Source organism: Lentzea flaviverrucosa (assembly GCF_003350445.1).
Classification (GTDB): domain Bacteria; phylum Actinomycetota; class Actinomycetes; order Mycobacteriales; family Pseudonocardiaceae; genus Lentzea; species Lentzea californiensis.
In genome coordinates this window covers 302479-318406 of sequence record NZ_QQAU01000009.1, presented here as the reverse complement: position 1 = coordinate 318406, position 15928 = coordinate 302479, and the positions used below count along the sequence as shown (strand labels likewise).

Annotated in this window: 16 protein-coding genes; 9 read left to right on the top strand and 7 right to left on the bottom strand. The window is 71.0% G+C overall.

Annotation, left to right across the window (positions count from 1 at the left end; translation table 11 throughout):
• The first annotated feature begins 38 nt into the window (after positions 1–38).
• Together DFR72_RS27620 and DFR72_RS27615 are read left to right on the top strand one after the other, a co-directional pair.
• On the top strand, positions 39–1052 hold the full coding sequence (locus DFR72_RS27620) for a LacI family DNA-binding transcriptional regulator (RefSeq protein WP_090063453.1): 1014 nt from the start codon (positions 39–41) through the stop codon (positions 1050–1052).
• Between the two features lie 94 nt (positions 1053–1146).
• Entirely contained in the window at positions 1147–3345 is a 2199-nt protein-coding gene (locus tag DFR72_RS27615; RefSeq protein ID WP_090063452.1) for a discoidin domain-containing protein, read from the top strand.
• On the opposite strand, the gene DFR72_RS27610 is transcribed toward DFR72_RS27615, so the two are convergent.
• Together DFR72_RS27610 and DFR72_RS27605 are read right to left on the bottom strand one after the other, a co-directional pair.
• The gene (locus DFR72_RS27610) at positions 3336–3821 is read right to left on the bottom strand and encodes a DUF305 domain-containing protein (RefSeq protein ID WP_090063451.1); all 486 of its coding nucleotides are present in this window, start codon (positions 3819–3821) and stop codon (positions 3336–3338) included. The two genes, DFR72_RS27615 and DFR72_RS27610, sit on opposite strands and share 10 nt — an antisense overlap.
• A 32-nt stretch (positions 3822–3853) precedes the next feature.
• Positions 3854–4762, bottom strand: coding sequence for a DUF1996 domain-containing protein (locus DFR72_RS27605; RefSeq protein ID WP_090063450.1), 909 nt, complete (start codon positions 4760–4762; stop codon positions 3854–3856).
• Between the two features lie 181 nt (positions 4763–4943).
• Here DFR72_RS27605 and DFR72_RS27600 point away from each other — a divergent pair, with 181 nt between their 5' ends.
• Both DFR72_RS27600 and DFR72_RS27595 read left to right on the top strand, forming a co-directional pair.
• A complete protein-coding gene (locus tag DFR72_RS27600) occupies positions 4944–7052 on the top strand; it encodes a discoidin domain-containing protein (RefSeq protein ID WP_090063449.1) in 2109 nt (702 codons plus the stop codon).
• Positions 7053–7296: 244 nt separating this feature from the next.
• Positions 7297–7884, top strand: coding sequence for a GrpB family protein (locus DFR72_RS27595; RefSeq protein WP_090063448.1), 588 nt, complete (start codon positions 7297–7299; stop codon positions 7882–7884).
• Here the strand turns inward: DFR72_RS27595 and DFR72_RS27590 are convergent.
• Genes DFR72_RS27590 through DFR72_RS27580 form a run of 3 tightly spaced genes read right to left on the bottom strand, consistent with a single transcriptional unit; the run spans position 7859 to position 10198 of the window.
• Positions 7859–8935, bottom strand: a complete 1077-nt coding sequence (locus tag DFR72_RS27590) for a sensor histidine kinase (RefSeq protein WP_090063447.1) — start codon at positions 8933–8935, stop codon at positions 7859–7861. The genes DFR72_RS27595 and DFR72_RS27590 overlap by 26 nt on opposite strands.
• Complete coding sequence (locus DFR72_RS27585; RefSeq protein ID WP_090063446.1) at positions 8928–9593, bottom strand: response regulator transcription factor; 666 nt, start codon at positions 9591–9593, stop codon at positions 8928–8930. The genes DFR72_RS27590 and DFR72_RS27585 overlap by 8 nt, the downstream gene beginning before the upstream one ends.
• Positions 9594–9631: 38 nt before the next feature.
• Positions 9632–10198 carry a VanZ family protein gene (locus DFR72_RS27580; RefSeq protein ID WP_211335551.1) on the bottom strand — a complete coding sequence of 189 codons (567 nt, stop codon included), beginning with the start codon at positions 10196–10198 and terminating at the stop codon, positions 9632–9634.
• 102 nt (positions 10199–10300) lie between these two features.
• Between DFR72_RS27580 and DFR72_RS27575 the strand changes: the two genes are divergently transcribed.
• From DFR72_RS27575 to DFR72_RS27555, 5 genes are all read left to right on the top strand, one after another.
• Positions 10301–11329 (top strand): sensor histidine kinase, encoded by a 1029-nt coding sequence (locus tag DFR72_RS27575; protein WP_177224488.1) that lies wholly within the window; start codon positions 10301–10303, stop codon positions 11327–11329.
• Positions 11322–12374, top strand: a complete 1053-nt coding sequence (locus tag DFR72_RS27570) for a hypothetical protein (RefSeq protein WP_090063445.1) — start codon at positions 11322–11324, stop codon at positions 12372–12374. Before DFR72_RS27575 ends, DFR72_RS27570 begins: the two co-directional genes overlap by 8 nt.
• Positions 12359–13003: a response regulator transcription factor gene (locus DFR72_RS27565; protein WP_090063444.1), complete on the top strand. Its 645-nt coding sequence runs from the start codon at positions 12359–12361 to the stop codon at positions 13001–13003. The genes DFR72_RS27570 and DFR72_RS27565 overlap by 16 nt, the downstream gene beginning before the upstream one ends.
• A gap of 96 nt (positions 13004–13099) precedes the next feature.
• Positions 13100–13729 (top strand): hypothetical protein, encoded by a 630-nt coding sequence (locus DFR72_RS27560; RefSeq protein ID WP_090063443.1) that lies wholly within the window; start codon positions 13100–13102, stop codon positions 13727–13729.
• 62 nt (positions 13730–13791) lie between these two features.
• The gene (locus DFR72_RS27555) at positions 13792–14136 is read left to right on the top strand and encodes an EthD domain-containing protein (protein WP_090063442.1); all 345 of its coding nucleotides are present in this window, start codon (positions 13792–13794) and stop codon (positions 14134–14136) included.
• Here the strand turns inward: DFR72_RS27555 and DFR72_RS27550 are convergent.
• Both DFR72_RS27550 and DFR72_RS27545 read right to left on the bottom strand, forming a co-directional pair.
• A complete protein-coding gene (locus DFR72_RS27550; protein WP_090063441.1) occupies positions 14114–14767 on the bottom strand; it encodes a response regulator in 654 nt (217 codons plus the stop codon). The genes DFR72_RS27555 and DFR72_RS27550 overlap by 23 nt on opposite strands.
• Positions 14764–15897, bottom strand: a complete 1134-nt coding sequence (locus DFR72_RS27545; protein ID WP_090063440.1) for a sensor histidine kinase — start codon at positions 15895–15897, stop codon at positions 14764–14766. The genes DFR72_RS27550 and DFR72_RS27545 overlap by 4 nt, the downstream gene beginning before the upstream one ends.
• Positions 15898–15928 lie beyond the last annotated feature (31 nt).

Below are 15928 nucleotides of genomic sequence, written 5' to 3'. Positions count from 1 at the left end.
GTTGGGAGAACGCTCTCCGGACGTGGTACAACCGGTGTATGAGCAGGGTCGCACCCACGTTGGAGGACGTCGCCAGAGTCGCGGGCGTGTCCCGCGCGACGGTGTCCCGGGTCGTCAACGGGACGCGCAACGTCGATCCTGAGCTCCAGGAGACGGTGCGCAACGCGATCGAGCAGACCGGGTACACGCCCAACCGCGTGGCCCGGTCTCTCGTCACGCGCCGCACCGGCACGGTCGCGCTGGTGATCTCCGGCGCGGGCGGGGGATCGGACGTGTTCAGCGACCCGTTCTTCGGCCGGGTGACGGCCGGTGTGGTCGACTTCCTGCGCGGCCACAGCGTGCACCCGGTGCTCATGCTCGCCGACTCCGACCACGCGCGGACCGAGGTCGTCGAGTTCCTCAGACAGGGCAGCGCCGACGGCGCGCTGCTGGTGTCCACCCACCCCGCCGACCCGCTGCCCGCCCGGCTGCTCGAAGCCGGGGTCCCCTCGGTGCTCTACGCCCGGCCCGGCAGGCCGATGCCGATCGGGTACGTCGACATGGACCACCGCGCCGGCGGGCGGCTGGCCGCGGACCACCTGGTGGCCGCGGGGCGGTACAACATCGCCACCATCTCCGGCCCGATGGACGTCCTGGCGAGCCAGGACCGGCACGCCGGCTTCCGCGACGCCATGGCCCGCCACGGTTTCCCGTACGTCCCGACCGTCGAGGGCGGCTTCACCGCCGAGAGCGGTGCGGCCGCGATGCACCGGCTCCTCACCGAATGCCCCGACCTCGACGCCGTGTTCGCCGCGAACGACCTGATGGCGCAGGCGGCCGTGGACGTGCTGCTGGAGCACGGCCTGCGCGTGCCGGAGGACGTCGCCGTGGTCGGGTTCGACGACAGCGCGCCGGCCCTGGCCTGCCGCCCGCCGCTCACCACCATCCGGCAGCCGGTGGAGCGAATGGCCGCTCAGATGGCCGACCTGTTGCTCGCGGACCTGGAAAAACCGGGACAACGGCCGAGATCCGTCATCTTCGAACCGGAACTCGTCGTACGGGCCTCTGCCTGATTGACCTGTTCGACACCCGGCGTTAACGTCCCTTGGGAGAGCGCTCTCACGCCCCTGTCCAAGGCTTTCAGCCCTTCCCCCGTCAGGCAGGACCATGGGCTCAACCCTGTCCAGGGCCGCCGCGTTCGCCGCTGCCGCTCTGTGTCTCGTGACCACGATCAGCGCCACCTCCCCAGCAGGCGCCGCCGCGTGCGGCACCTCCAACGCGGCCCTCAACCGCACCGCCACCGCGTCCTCCACGGAGAACGGCGGCACGCCCGCGTCGGCCGCGGTCGACGGCAACGCGGGCACCCGCTGGTCGTCGCAGTTCTCCGACCCGCAGTGGCTGCAGGTCGACCTCGGCTCCACGCAGGAGGTCTGCCGCGTCTCCCTGAGCTGGGAGGGCGCGTACGGCAAGGCCTTCCAGGTCCAGGTGACCGACAACGCCGCCGACTCCGGTTCGTGGCGCAACATCTACTCGACCACGACCGGCACCGGCGGCACGCAGTCCGTCGACGTCACCGGGTCCGGCCGCTACCTGCGCGTCCTCGGCACGCAACGCGGTACCGGCTACGGCTATTCGTTGTGGGAACTGGGAGTCTTCACCACCACGCCCGACACCCCCGGCGTCACGCCGACGGACCCGCGCAACCCGGACTTCGGCCCGAACGTGTACGTCTACGGCCCGGGTTCGTCGCAGTCGGAGATGCAGTCGCGGCTCGACTCCATCGCGACGCAGATGAAGACCAACCAGTTCGGTCCGCAGCGGCACGCCGTGCTGTTCAAGCCCGGCAGCTACAACGCCGACGTGAACCTGCGCTTCTACACGCAGATCGTCGGCCTCGGCCTGATGCCGGACGACGTGAACATCAACGGCCACATCCGCGTCGAGGCGGACTGGCTGCAGCAGGGCGACGACCCGAACAACCTCGGCAACGCCACGCAGAACTTCTGGCGCGGCGCCGAGAACCTCTCGGTCACGTTGCCGCCCAACCAGATCGAGCGCTGGGCGGTCTCGCAGGCCACCGCGTACCGGCGGATGCACCTGCGGGGCCAGGCGCACCTGTGGAACGGCTACGACGGCTGGGCCAGCGGTGGCCTGATCGTGGACAGCAAGATCGACGGCGTGACCGTCTCCGGTTCGCAGCAGCAGTTCCTGACCCGCAACAGCAACCTCGCCGGCGGCTGGTCGGGCTCGGTGTGGAACATGGTGTTCGCCGGCACCCAGGGCGCACCGCCCAACAACTTCCCGAACCCGTCGCACACCACCGTCGACACCTCGCCGGTGACGCGGGAGAAGCCCTACCTGTACTTCGACAACTCCGGTGAGTACCGCGTCTTCCTGCCCGCGCTGCGCCAGAACTCGCGGGGCACGAGCTGGGAGAACGGCAACCCCGGCATGTCGGTGTCGCTCGCGGACTTCTTCATCGTCAAGCCGGGCACGACGGCCGCCACGATCAACGCGGCTCTGCAGCAGGGCAAGCACCTGCTGCTCACGCCGGGCATCCACCAGCTCGACGACACGATCCGGGTGACCCGCCCGAACACGGTCGTGCTGGGCCTCGGCCTCGCGACGCTGACGCCGACCACCGGCAAGGCCGCGCTGACCACGTCCGATGTGGACGGTGTCAAGCTGGCAGGGTTCCTGGTCGACGCCGGCGTGCAGAACTCCCCGGTGCTGCTGGAGATCGGTGACTCCAGCGCCACCTCGCACGCCGCCAACCCGACCTCGCTGCACGACGTGTACCTGCGCGTCGGCGGGTCGCAGGCCGGCAAGGCGACGGTCAGCATGCGCGTCAACAGCCGCAACACGATCATCGACCACACCTGGGTGTGGCGCGCCGATCACGGCGCGGGCGTCAGCTGGACCGCGAACCCCGGCCAGAACGGCGTGGTCGTCAACGGCGACAACGTGATCGCCTACGGGTTGTTCGTGGAGCACTACCAGCAGCACAACCTGGTGTGGAACGGCAACGGCGGTCGCGTCTACCTCTACCAGAACGAGCTGCCGTACGACCCGCCGAACCAGGCCGCGTGGATGAACGGGTCCAAGCGGGGCTGGGCCGGTTACAAGGTCGCGGACTCGGTGACCACGCACGACGCGTTCGGTGTCGGCGTGTACGCCTTCAACCAGGCAGATCCGAGCATCGTGACGGACAACGGCTTCGAGGCACCGAACCGGCCGGGAGTCCGGTTCACGCACCTCGTGGCGGTGTCACTGGGTGGCGTGGGCACGATCGCCAACGTCATCAACGGCACGGGTGGTCAGGCGGACCTGGCGAACCAGGTCCGGTACGTCGTGAACTACCCGTGACCGAGCCTGCTGAGCTGATCCCTGCGGGATGACTCGACGGACGCCGCGAACTCCTTGGTCGCGGCGTCCGTTCCGTTCTCCTGCTCACTGCGGGCGAGCTCGGCCGTCTGACCGAGGTGCTCGCGGAGTTTTTTCGTGAGCACCGAGGGATCCGCTCTGATGGCCAGCAGGTCGGCCTCGGAGACCAGGCCCGGCATCTGGTGGCCGGCGTGCGGGTTGGTGTCCGGCAGCCCGGCCCGGTCCCGCAACTGCCGCAGGTGGACCAGCTCGTCCGAGTGCGATGCCTTGAGCTCCGCGGCGAAATCGGCGAGCGCTGGTGGCGCGACGTCGAGTGCGGGCAGGAGCTGTTCGTTCATCGGGATCATCAGCTGGACCCAGGCCGTGTCCGTGGCGTTGAACGGGGACACCGGCGGTGGCGGGGGAGCGGGCGCGGCGCACCCCGCGAACAGCAGCAACGCGGAAACACCCCAGGGCACGCGCCGCCCTGGGGTGCATGAGGCGAGGAACCTCACCGAGGCAACCGGTAGTCCGGTCCCAGTGCGGCGCCTCGGTTCGGCTTGTACAGGTCGAACCCGCGCGGGTCGCACTGCAGGCCGCCGTTGACGCAGTGGCGGACCAGCGCGGCCTGCGTGGGCGCGTCCCAGGCGTTCATGAAGTCGTAGTGCCAGGTGTACCCGCGGCCGCTGGAGAGTCGCACACGGGACATGTCACCGGCCACCGGGAACGCCATCTTGAACTCGATCATCGGCACCGCGACCGGGTGGCTCGGCGGGCAGACCAGCGTCGCACGGTCCGGATAGGCCATGTGCGACTTGTGGTCCGCCGAGTCGAGGTCACGGCCGTTCCAGCAACTCGGGGCCTGGTAACGGACGTTGAGCTGCGTGCCGGGCGGGCAGTACGCCGGGATGTCCCAGTTGTGGGAGCTGTCGCCGCACTCCCAGCCCTCGACCGCGCCGGGCGCGGTGCGGAACTGCTCCTGCGTCGCCGTGGGACTGCCGACCACGAACCGGATGCCCGCCGGGAACGGCACGACGTCCTGGTACCGCAGGATGCCGGACTTGTAGTAGATGACCTGCGGGAAGTTCGGCGGCACGATCTGGTCGCCGTCGTAGATCGACGGGAACCAGTACGCCGACTTGTCGTCCGGCGTCTTGCAGTTGGTCTGACCTGCCTTCAGGGAGTCGTTGGTGCTGCCGGCCTTGGTGGAGGCGTTGCCGAGGAACGTGTGCATGTGCGACGCGCCCGGTAGTCCCGGGAAGACGATCGGGTCGTCCGGGAGGTGGGTCGTGACCGAGCAGTTCGCCTGGAACTCGTGGTGCGTGACCAGGTCGTCGGCCTGGGCCGACTGGGTCGCGACCACGACCACGGCCGCCACCAGGGCGGCCGCCATCGTCGACGCGGTGAGTTTTCGGGACATCCTTGTCCTCCTGCCGAGTGGGGAACCGGCTTGGAGAGCGCTCTCCCAAACAGCGTCCCGCCACGCCGCACGGGGTGTCAAGACCGGTTCTTTGACACTCCCGGCGTCTGGTCGTAACGTTCGGCGGCAGGGTTGTGAGAGCGCTCTCCTCACGCATCCCTACTTCGTGGCAGGAGGCGCGATGGCTCGCGTCCGCTCCATCTGCACGGTGGTCGCCGTGCTCCTCGGCTTCGCGGTGGTCCCGGCACAGGCCGCTCCCACCCTGCTCTCCCAGGGCAAACCCGCCGTCGCCTCGTCGACCGAGAACGGCGGCACCCCGGCTTCGGCCGCGGTCGACGGCGACGCGGGCACCCGCTGGTCCAGCGAGTGGAGTGCCCCGCAGTGGTTGCGCGTCGACCTCGGTGCCTCCTCGGCGCTCAGCAGGGTCGAGCTCGACTGGGAGGGCGCCTACGCGACGGCGTTCGAGATCCAGGTCTCCGCCGACGGCGACGCGTGGCAGCCGGTTCGTTCGGTGACCGGTGCCACCGGCGGCCGGCAGGGCTACGACGTGACCGGCACCGGCCGGTACGTCCGGGTGCACGCCACCCAGCGCGCCAACGGGTACGGCGTCTCGCTGTGGGAGTTCCGGGTCTTCGGCACGCAGGGCGGCGCCGTGCCGGGAAGCGGCGTGCACGTCACCGGGTCGCAGGGCGACTGGCAGCTCACGGTCGACGGTCAGCCGTGGGTCGTGAAGGGCCTGACCTGGGGGCCGCCCGCCGCGGACGCCGCGCGGTACATGCCCGAGCTGAGGTCCATGGGCGTCAACACCCTGCGCACCTGGGGCACGGACGCCTCGACCCGCCCGCTGCTCGACGCGGCCGCGTCCCACGGCCTGCGCGTGATCAACGGCTTCTGGTTGCAGCCCGGCGGCGGTCCCGGTTCCGGGGGCTGCGTCAACTACGTGACCGACGCCCAGTACAAGGCCGACGTGCTCGGGCAGATCCGCCAGTGGGTCACCACGTACAAGGACCACCCCGGCGTCCTGATGTGGAACGTCGGCAACGAGTCCATCCTCGGCCTGCAGAACTGCTACTCCGGCGCGGAACTGGAGAACCAGCGCGTCGCGTACGCCCGCTACCTGAACGAGGCGGCGCGGGCGATCCACGCCATCGACACCGGCCACCCGGTGACGAACACCGACGCGTGGACCGGTGCGTGGGCGTACCTCAAGGCCCACACGCCCGACCTCGACCTGTACTCCGTCAACTCCTACGGCAACGTCTGCCAGGTGCGCCAGGACTGGATCTCCGGCGGCCACACCAAGCCGTACATCCTCACCGAGGCCGGCCCTGCGGGGGAGTGGGAGGTGCCGGACGACGCCAACGGCGTGCCGGCCGAGCCGACCGACGTGCAGAAGCGCGACGGCTACACCCAGGCGTGGAACTGCATCGTGGGCCACACCGGAGTCTCGTTCGGCGGCACGCTCTTCCACTACGGCACGGAGTACGACTTCGGCGCGGTCTGGTTCAACCTCACGCCCGCGGGCAAGAAGCGGCTCTCGTTCTACGCGGTCCAGCGCGCGTTCGGCGGCGCCACTCCCGCGAACACCCCGCCGGTGATCTCCGCGATGACCGTTCCGCAGACCGTCGCAGCCGGCGCGCCGCTGACCATCGACGTCGCCGCTGCCGATCCCAACGGTGACGCCATCGCGTGGTCGGCCGCGTTCAACAGCAAGTACATCGACAACAGCGGTGCTCTGGCGGCGACACCGGTCCAGGTCAACGGAAACCGGCTCACCGTCACCGCCCCGGACCGGCTCGGCGTGTGGAAGGTCTACGTCATGGCCGAGGACGGGCGCGGCAACATCGGCATCGAGACCCGCTCGGTCCGGGTCGTGGCGCCGCAGCCGTCCGGCGTGAACGTGGCCCAGGGCAAGGCGACCACCGCCTCGTCGTACCAGCAGGTCGGTGACGGGGCGCCGTTCCCGCCGTCGAACGCGGTGGACGGCAACGGTTCCTCGCGCTGGGCCACCGACTGGGCCGATCCGCAGTGGCTCCGCGTCGACCTCGGCGCGGTGACGACATTCCAGCACGTGCAGCTGGTGTGGGAGGGCGCTTTCGGTCGTGCGTACGAGATCCAGGTGTCCGATGACGGCAACGGCTGGCGCACGGTGCACGGCACGACGACCGGGAACGGCGGCGTGGACTCGATCGACGTGACGGCGACCGCCCGGTACGTCCGGCTGCACGCCACGCAACGAGGAACCGGCTTCGGCTACTCGCTCTACGAGTTCGGCGTCTACCGGCGTTGAGCGGATCGCTGTGACGAACGCGTCCGTCGCCGCTCGCCTCACGTGGGCGGCGACGTTCAGCGGTCGTCCTAGGGCGTGTCCCGTAAGTCCGTTCGATGAGAATCGTGGTCGAGAGACCCGGAGTCGGTGCCGCCGCGGCGCCCTCATACCGGGCGTATTCGGGTGTTGCGGCGGTGCCGCCTCCGGGGCCCTCGGCCGCGACTGTCGCGGTCGAGACTTACGGGACACGCCCTAGCGTGAAGACATGCCTTCCGCCGTCATCGTCGAGTACGACGCCGCCTGGCCGCTTCGCGCGCAGCACCTCCTCGCCGGGGTGCGGTCGGCGCTCGCGGCACTGCCCGGGGCGGACGGCTTCGACTACGAGCACATCGGGTCGACCGCGGTGCCAGGGCTCGGCGCGAAGCCGATCGTGGACCTGCAGGTGCGCATGCCGGATCTGCCGTCGCTGGCCCGGCTGACCGAGGTCCTGGCGCCCACGCCGTTCGTGCCGGCGCACGGTTCGAGGCCGGATTCCCCTGGCGTGCACCGGGATGCCCGGAGGCCCGGCGACCAAGCCGACGACGCCGCCTACGAGAAGCGCCTGTTCCACTCGCCGGCCGAGAGCGCCATCCTGCACATCCGCCGCGCGGACTCGCCGTTCGCGCGGTGGGTCGTGGACCTCCGCGACTGGCTGCGGTGTCACCCAGAGCAGGCCCGGCGCTACGAGCAGATCAAGCGCGCGCTCGCCGACGAACACGCGGGCGCGCCGGACTACGACGACTACACCCGTGCCAAGACCGCTTTCTTCGACGACGTCCGGCCACAGGTCAGGGACTGGGCAGCCGGATCGTGACGCGCAGGCCGCCTTCCGGGCGCGGAACGATGTCCAACGCGCCGTCGTGCGCGCGGACGATGCTGTGCACGATGGCGAGACCCAGGCCCACACCCGCGTGATCGTCGTCGCGGACGCGCTCGCCGCCGCGCTGGAACGGTTCGGTGAGCGTCGGCACCAGGTCCGCGGGGAGCCGCCGGCCGGTGTTCTCGATCCGGACGACGCACGCCCGGTGCTGCGGTTCGGTGTGGACGGTGACCCTGCCGCCGGTCGGGAGGTTGTGGACGATGGCGTTCTGGACGAGGTTCGTCACCATCCGCAGGAGCAGCTCCGCGGAACCGGTGGTGGTCGCGGGCTCACCGGTGACCTCGAGCTCGATCCCGCGCCGTTCCGCCAGGGGCAGCAGGGTTTCGGCGGCTTCCTCGGCCACCAGGGAGAGGTCGACGGACGCACGGGTGAACACGCCCCGTTCGCCGCGGCTGAGCAGCAGGAGGGCCTCGGTGAGGTCGATCGCGCGGCGGCTCGCGGTGTGCAGGCGGTCGAGCAGTTCGGCGTCGACCAGGGACGGGTCCTGGCGGGCCACGTCGAGCAGGGACTGCGAGATCGCCAGCGGGGTGCGCAGCTCGTGGGAGGCGTTGGCGGCGAACCTGCGCTGCTCGCCGACGTGCGACTCGAGCTTCTCGAGCATGGTGTCGAAGACGTCGGAGAGCTCGCGGAACTCGTCCGCTTTGCCGGGCAGCCGGATCCGGTGCGACAGCGACCCCTTCGCGGCCAGCCGGGCGGCGTCCGCGATCTTGTCGAGCGGGGAGAGCATGCGGCCGGCCAGGATCCACCCGCCGACCAGGCCGAACGCCACCAGGAACACCATGGCGATCGCGGCGGCGCGGCCGAAGATGCGGGAGAGCAGGTAGCGGTTGGGACTGGTGAAGAGCAGGCCCTGGTCGTTGTCGGGGACGTAGCGCAGCAGGTCCCACCAGGCCAGCCCGATCAGGACGGCGCCGGCCACGACGACGATGCCCGCGTAGCTCAGGGTGAACTTCATGCGGGCGCTGAGCCCCGGTGGTCTAGCCATCCGCGTCGATGCGGTAGCCGACGCCCGGCACGGTCGCGATGAGCCACGGTTCGCCGAGTCGCTTGCGCAGCGCCGAGACCGTGATGCGGACGGCGTTCGTGAACGGGTCGGCGTTCTCGTCCCAGGCCCGTTCCAGCAGCTCCTCGGCGCTGACGACACCTCCCTGGGCCCCGACCAGCACCTCGAGCACCGCGAACTGCTTGCGGGTCAGCGCGACGTACTGCCCGTCGCGGAAGACCTCGCGCCGGAACGGGTCGAGCCGCAGGCCACCGATCTCGCTGACCGGCGGCCGCGCGTAGACACGCCTGCGGGCGAGCGCCCTGAGGCGCAGCACCAGTTCCCGCAGCTCGAACGGCTTGGTCAGGTAGTCGTCGGCGCCGAGCCCGAACCCCGACGCCTTGTCGTCGATCCGGTCGGCGGCGGTGAGCATGAGGATCGGCATGCCGCTGCCGGACGCGACGATCCACCGCGCGATCTCGTCCCCGGACGGTCCGGGCACGTCGCGGTCGAGCACGGCGAGGTCGTAGGAGTTGACGCTGAGCATCTCCAGCGCCGTGTCGCCGTCCCCGGCGATGTCCGCGGCGATCGCCTCCAGCCGCAGTCCGTCCCTGACGGCCTCGGCCAGGTAGGGCTCGTCCTCCACGATCAGCACACGCATGCCGCCACCCTAGGGAGCACGGCATATCGCCCGCATATTCACACCGCGACCAGGTGCCGTTCCTCCACGGGCGCGGGCTTGGGGCGCCACCACCACCGCGACAGGAGTGAGGCCAGCGCCGCACCGACTGCGTTGAGCAGCACGTCGTCCACAGAGGACACCCGGTCCAGCCGCAGCACGAACTGCGCGATCTCCAGCAACGCGGAGCAGGCCGCCGCGAACGCCAGCACCCGCCACACCGACCGCAGCGCCGCGAACCTCAGCGGGGCGAACGACCCGAGCGCCGCGAACACCAGCATGTTGCCGACGATCTGACCCGCGTCCCGGTGCTCGACGAGGTCGATCAGGTCCGCGAACGGCACCAGGCTCAGCTCGCCCGCGGTGCCGGGCTCCGCACCGGGCAGCATGATGAGCCACACCCAGGGCAGCGTCCCGTAGACCATGCCGACGTCGGCCAGCGCCGTTCGCCACGGGTGCGGGTTCTCGACGAGCTTGCGGTAGAGCGCCAGGAGCAGCATCGCGAGCACGGCCACCGGAATCCCGAGCACCGCGCCGACCACGACCCCGGTCTCCGTACCGACCCACTCCTGCCAGGTGTTGAGCACGCTCCCCAGTGAAGGCGCACGGCCGTTGCGAGGGCGTACGCGTTTTCTGATACGCGGACGATAAGTGGCCCGGCCAGGCGGTCCGCGTGGCCCTCGCGGAGAATGCCTGACGTGCTGGAGGCGAGGCTGCTTGCGACGGTGTCCCGTCTCGCGGGTCCGATCCGCGGCGCCGGCGTCGTCCTGATCAGCCTCTTCGGCGCCCTCTCGCTCAACTCGCCGCTGGGCTGGTCGCTGTGCGCGGCGGTCGCGGTCAGCACGGTCGCCGACTTCCGGCTGCCGCGCGTGGCGTTGCCGGTGGCGTTCCTGCGGGTCGCGGTGCTGTCGGTGGTGCTGGGGGCTGACGCCGACCAGTGGGTGCTGACGGTGCTCACGACGACGTTGATCACCTGGCAGTGGCAGTGGCCGCCGAAGGTCAGCGTGCCCGCGACGGTCGCGCTGCTCGCGGTGCAGGTCGTGACGACCGGGCCCGGCGTGCTCGTGCGGGCGGTGCTGGAGTCGGTGCTCGCCCGGCTGTCCTACGAGTTGTTGCGCAGGTCCAGCCGGCGGGTGGACCTGCTCAGGGAACGCGCCGCCGAACGGAGCCGGGCCGCGGCCGTCGCGCTCGACCAGGGCAGGCGGGAGCGGGAGTACCTCGCGCTGCTGCACGACACGGCCGCCGCGACGTTCCTGATGGCCGCGCACGGTGGCGATCCGGAGGAGGTCGCGGCTCAGGCGCGCCGGGACCTGGTCGTGCTGGCCGAACGGGGCAACGCGCAGGGGACCGTGGACCTCGGGGCCGCGCTCACGGCGGTGGCGCGGGACAGTGCCGTGCACGTGCGGGTGGAGGCCGAGGTCGTGCCGGTGCCGGCCGGGGTCGCGCTGCAGTTCGTGCGCGCCGCGCGTGAGCTGCTCACGAACGTCGAACGTCACGCGGGCACGACCGAAGCGGATCTGACGGTGACGCGGGCGCGAGGCGCGGTGGTAGTGATCAAGGACGGCGGCCGGGGTTTCGTGCCCGCCGAGGTGCCCGAGCACCGGCGTGGCCTGCGCGGGTCGGTGGTCGGGCGCCTCGAAGCGGCCGGCGGCACCGCGGTGGTCGAGTCGGGACCGGCGGGCACGACCGCGCGGCTGGAGTGGACCGCCGATGACTGATCAGACCGTCGCCACCACCACCAGGCAGGTCCTGCTGGTCGTCGTCTTCGCCATCCAGCTCGTCCTCATGCTGCCCTTGGTCGTCGCACATCCCCACGGCCCGGCGGCGTGGGTCGCGTACGGGCTGCTCACAGCCGTGCTGGCGGTCGTCGCCGGGTGTGCCGCGGCCGCGGTGCCGACACCGGCCTACCTCGCTGTGGCACCTCTCGTCTCGTCGGTGCTGGCGACGACCGCGCTGCCCGCCGGGGCGTCGTTCACTCCAGCCGACTGGGGGTTCGGCCTGGTCGGTTGGTACCTGCTGCTGGTGCTGGTCGAGAAGCCGATGGCGCTGGTGGCGGCCCTGAGCGCGCACATCTGCTTCAGCATCGCGTGGTTCGCGCGCGAGGGAAGCGGTGACGTCGGCACGGCCGGGGTCGTGATCCTGAGCGGCACGAGTTTCCAGCTCGGCGTCCTGGTGGTCACCCAGGTGCTGCACCGCGACGCCGGGCTGGCCGCCGAGGCCGCCGCCGAGCTCGACGCCGCCCGCACCCGCGAGGAGCTCGCCCGCCAGCGGGAACAGGACCTGCGCGCCGGGTTCGAGGGCCAGCTGGGCGCGTTGCTGCCCCTGCTCGCCGACCTCGCCGACGAACGCGCGAGCGTGGCCGACCAGACGACCAGGCTGCGCTGCTCGGTCGCGGCCGTGCAGCTGCGCAGGTTGTTCGCGGAGAACGACGACGTGCCCGACCCGTTGCTGCACGAACTGACCGCGTGCGTGGACGTCGCCGAACGGCGTGGTGTCGTCGTCTCGCTCGCCGTCAGCGGCACGGCCACGGCGGTGCCGACGGAGGTGCGTCGCGAACTGGTCGCGCCGATGGCCCAGGCGCTCGCCGTCGCGCACGGACGTGCGAAGGTGAGCCTGTTGCGCACCGCGACGGAGGTGCGTGTGGCGGTGGTGGCGGACGCGCCCGAGACGCTGCCGGCTCCGGGCAGGACAGGAGCGGTGACAGTCGAGACGAGCGTCCACAGCGGACTGGTGAGGAGCGAGGCGCGATGGCGGACCACGTGACGGCGGTCGTGGTCGACGACCATCCCGTCGTGCGCGCGGGAGTCGCGCATTGGCTGTCCACAGCGGACATCGAGCTGGTGGCGAGCGGTGAGGACCCCGGGGTGGCCTGGACCGGTCCCGGCGCGAGCGCGGCGGTCGTCGTGCTCGACCTGCACCTCGGCGGCGTCGCGCCCGCCACGTCCGAACTGCGCAAGCTCGTCGAGGACGGCCGCAGGGTCGTCGTCTACTCGATGCGCGCCGACGACGAGATCGTCCTGCAGTGCCTGGAGATCGGCGCGCTCAGCTACCTGACCAAGGCCGAGGGCGCCGACCACCTCGTGCAGGCCGTCAAGGCGGCGGCCGAGGGGCAGTCGTACACACCGCCGGCTCTCGCGGGCGCGCTGGCGGGCGACAGGTCGGACACGAGGCCCGCCCTCTCGCCGCGCGAGACCGAGGTCCTGGTCGAGTGGTTCCAGTCCGAGTCGAAGGAGTTCGTGGCGCAACGCCTGAACATCACGCTCAGCACGGTGAACTCCCACCTGGAGCGGATCAGGGTCAAGTACGCGGCGATCGGCAGGCAGGCACCGACCAAGGCGGCGCTCGTCGCGCGGGCGATCCAGGACGGGCTGATCGGCCTCGACGACCTCTGAACCACAGCGTGTGGTGCGAACGACCGATACCGCCGTTCCGGCATCTGGCCTAACGTCCTGGGCGCCCCCAGGTTCGGCAGTCCGAGGAGATCCGCAGTGACGCACGCCCGTGGCCCCCTGTTCATCGCCTCCGTCGCGGCGGCGGGCCTGCTCCTGTCGGCGTGCGGCTCGGAGACCGGCGGTACACCGACCCCCGCCACGGACACGACGACGACCACCGCCACGAGCACCAAGGAGACCTCCACCTCGAAGGAGGCGCCGCCGATTCCGGCCGGTGGGGACGTCACGGCTCCCGGCTCGAAGCTCAAGGTCGGCGCCCGCGCGGTCATCCCCGTCGTCACCGGTGACAAGAGCGGCACCATCGCCATCACCGTCACGGCCATCGAGGCGGGCCCGAAGGAGGACCTGGCGAAGTTCGGCGACAAGGCCAAGAACATCACGCCGTTCTACCTGCGGGCCACGGTCGAGAACCTCAGCGGGACCGACCTGAGCTTCACCTCGATCGGCCTGCGCGGCCTCGGCGAGGACGGCAAGGGCACGGGCGTGATCATCAGCGGTGACACCCCGAAGTGCGACTCCACCAGCGCGCCGAAGACGTTCAAGGCGGCCGGCGAGAAGTACGAGACGTGCGTGCTGAGCGCGGCGCAGGACGGCTTGAAGGTCGCGGGGGCCGAGTACAACCGCGGCGACGACTACGTCAAGTCTCCGGTCGTCTGGCAGAGCTGAGCCGCCGGTCCGCGGGGTGCACGAGGGGTCCTCGCGGATCAGCGCCACTAGGGTCGGGAGCCGTGATCACCACCATGGCTTTCCTGAAAGCTCGTGCGGGCATGAGCAGGGACGAGTTCGTCGACCACTACGAGAACCACCACGTGCCGCTGATCCTGGGCATCACGCCCGGCCCGTTCTACTACGTGCGCAACTACCTGCCGCCCCACGACGAGCGGGGCTTCCCGGCGGAGTTCGACGTGGTCACGCACATGAAGTTCGCCGACGCGGCGACCCGCCGGACCTGGCTCTCGCTCGTCCTCGCGCCCGGTTCCGGCGTCGCCGAGGACGAGGAGCGCTTCCTCGACCGCGCGCGAACGCAGTCCTGGATCGTGGAGGAACGGCTCAGCGCCGCACCAGGCCGTTGACGTGCGCGTACGCCACGGCGTGCACCCGGTCGCGCAACCCGAGCTTGGCCAGCACGCGTGAGACGTGCGTCTTCACCGTCTCGTCCCCGACGTGCAGCCGCGCGGCGATCTCGGCGTTGCTGCAGGCCGCCGCGACGAGCTGCAGCACCTCCCGTTCGCGCGCGGTGAGCAGTTCGAGCTCCGGTGGCGTCGGGGGAGGGGCGAGGCTGACGGCGAACCGCGCGATCAGCCGTTGCGTCACCGACGGGTCGATCAACGCGTCCCCGCGCGCCGCCACCCGCACCGCCGAGATCAGCTCCTCGGGCGGCAGCGACTTCAGCAGGAACCCGCTGGCCCCCGCCTTCAGAGCGCGGTAGACGTACTCGTCGGTGTCGTAGGTCGTGAGCAGCAGGACCTTCGTGCGGTTCGCCGGGTCGGCCAGGATCATCTCGGTCGCGCCGAGCCCGTCCAGCTTCGGCATCCGGATGTCGAGCACGGCCACGTCCGGGCGCAGCCGCGCGACCTCCGCCACCGCGGCCCTGCCGTCCGCGACCTCCGCGACGCACCGGAGGTCCTCCTGCGTGTCGAAGATCGCGCGCATGCCGGAGCGCAGCATCGCGTGGTCGTCGGCCAGCAGCACGGTCAACGTCATGACGCCTCCAGGGGGAACGTGACGACGGTGCGCCAGGTCCGTCCGTCCGGTTCGAGCCCGGACCGGGTGGTGCCGGTGAACATGCCCGCGCGGTTGCGGATGCCGACGAGGCCGCGGCGCACCGAACCGGAGTCGTCGCCGGGGCCCGTGACGTTCTGCGCGGTGACGGTCAGCGAGTCCGGCGCGTACTCCAGCGTGACCGTCACCCCGGACGCGTCGCCGTGCCGCAGGGCGTTGGTGAGCATCTCCTGGATGATCCGGTAGACCGTGATGTCCAACGACTCCGGCACGTCCCGCCGTTGCCCGCGCACCTCGAGCCGGGCAGGCCTGCCCGCCGCGCGCACGCCGTCGAGCAGTTCGTCGAGGTTGTCGAGGCCGGGCTGCCGCGCGCCCTCGGACTTGTCGCCGTGCAGCAGGTCGAGCAGGTGCCTCAGGTCGGCCATGGCCGCGCGGCTGGACGTCTCGACGGCGCGCAACGAGCTCGTGAGCTTCGGATTTCCTCCCGGCAGGCCGAGGCGTGCGGCGCCGGCGTGCAGGTTGATCGCGCTCACGTGGTGGATGATCACGTCGTGCAGGTCGCGGGCTATCGCGCCGCGTTCCTCGGTGATCGCCTTGGTGACCGCCGCCTTCGCGTCCTTCTCGGCCATCGCCGAGCGCTTCTCCAGCTCGGCCAGGTACGCGCGGCGCGCCGTCGTGTAGCGGCCGACGAGCCACGGCAGCAGCGCGCCCTTGCCCGCCACCAGCACCGCGTACAGGGGGCCGTAGCCGTTGATGACCATGCAGGCCATCAGGCTGGCCGAGAGCAGCCCGAGCGAGGTGTACGCCGGGGTGCCGCGCAGCCACGCCCCCGCCCGGTACCCGGCGATCAGCAGGCCGGCGTCGTTGGCGTCGACCCCGTTGCGCATCGAGACGAGGACGATCACCGGCACGGCCGCCTGCGCCGCCGCCACCCACAGCGACAGCCGGGCCGGACCGGCCAGCATCGCGTCCACGGCCAGCGTCATCAGGAGCACGACCACGGTCTGCGGCAACGGTTCGCGGTCGAGCAGCACGAACCCGCCGTCCACGACCATGCACACGGTCGCGACCAGCCACGACTGGTGCTTGAGGGGCAGCTTGATCAGATCCATCGAGCGCAATCCTGCCGGACGGCGTCCCTGA

What these genes read in the sequence shown, in the direction of transcription:
- DFR72_RS27620 (WP_090063453.1), top strand. Translation starts at nt 39, where the DNA reads ATGAGCAGGGTCGCACCCACGTTGGAGGACGTCGCCAGAGTCGCGGGC.
- DFR72_RS27615 (WP_090063452.1), top strand. Translation starts at nt 1,147, where the DNA reads ATGGGCTCAACCCTGTCCAGGGCCGCCGCGTTCGCCGCTGCCGCTCTG.
- DFR72_RS27605 (WP_090063450.1), bottom strand. Translation starts at nt 4,762, where the DNA reads ATGTCCCGAAAACTCACCGCGTCGACGATGGCGGCCGCCCTGGTGGCG.
- DFR72_RS27600 (WP_090063449.1), top strand. Translation starts at nt 4,944, where the DNA reads ATGGCTCGCGTCCGCTCCATCTGCACGGTGGTCGCCGTGCTCCTCGGC.
- DFR72_RS27595 (WP_090063448.1), top strand. Translation starts at nt 7,297, where the DNA reads ATGCCTTCCGCCGTCATCGTCGAGTACGACGCCGCCTGGCCGCTTCGC.
- DFR72_RS27590 (WP_090063447.1), bottom strand. Translation starts at nt 8,935, where the DNA reads ATGGCTAGACCACCGGGGCTCAGCGCCCGCATGAAGTTCACCCTGAGC.
- DFR72_RS27585 (WP_090063446.1), bottom strand. Translation starts at nt 9,593, where the DNA reads ATGCGTGTGCTGATCGTGGAGGACGAGCCCTACCTGGCCGAGGCCGTC.
- DFR72_RS27575 (WP_177224488.1), top strand. Translation starts at nt 10,301, where the DNA reads ATGCCTGACGTGCTGGAGGCGAGGCTGCTTGCGACGGTGTCCCGTCTC.
- DFR72_RS27570 (WP_090063445.1), top strand. Translation starts at nt 11,322, where the DNA reads ATGACTGATCAGACCGTCGCCACCACCACCAGGCAGGTCCTGCTGGTC.
- DFR72_RS27565 (WP_090063444.1), top strand. Translation starts at nt 12,359, where the DNA reads ATGGCGGACCACGTGACGGCGGTCGTGGTCGACGACCATCCCGTCGTG.
- DFR72_RS27550 (WP_090063441.1), bottom strand. Translation starts at nt 14,767, where the DNA reads ATGACGTTGACCGTGCTGCTGGCCGACGACCACGCGATGCTGCGCTCC.
- DFR72_RS27545 (WP_090063440.1), bottom strand. Translation starts at nt 15,897, where the DNA reads ATGGATCTGATCAAGCTGCCCCTCAAGCACCAGTCGTGGCTGGTCGCG.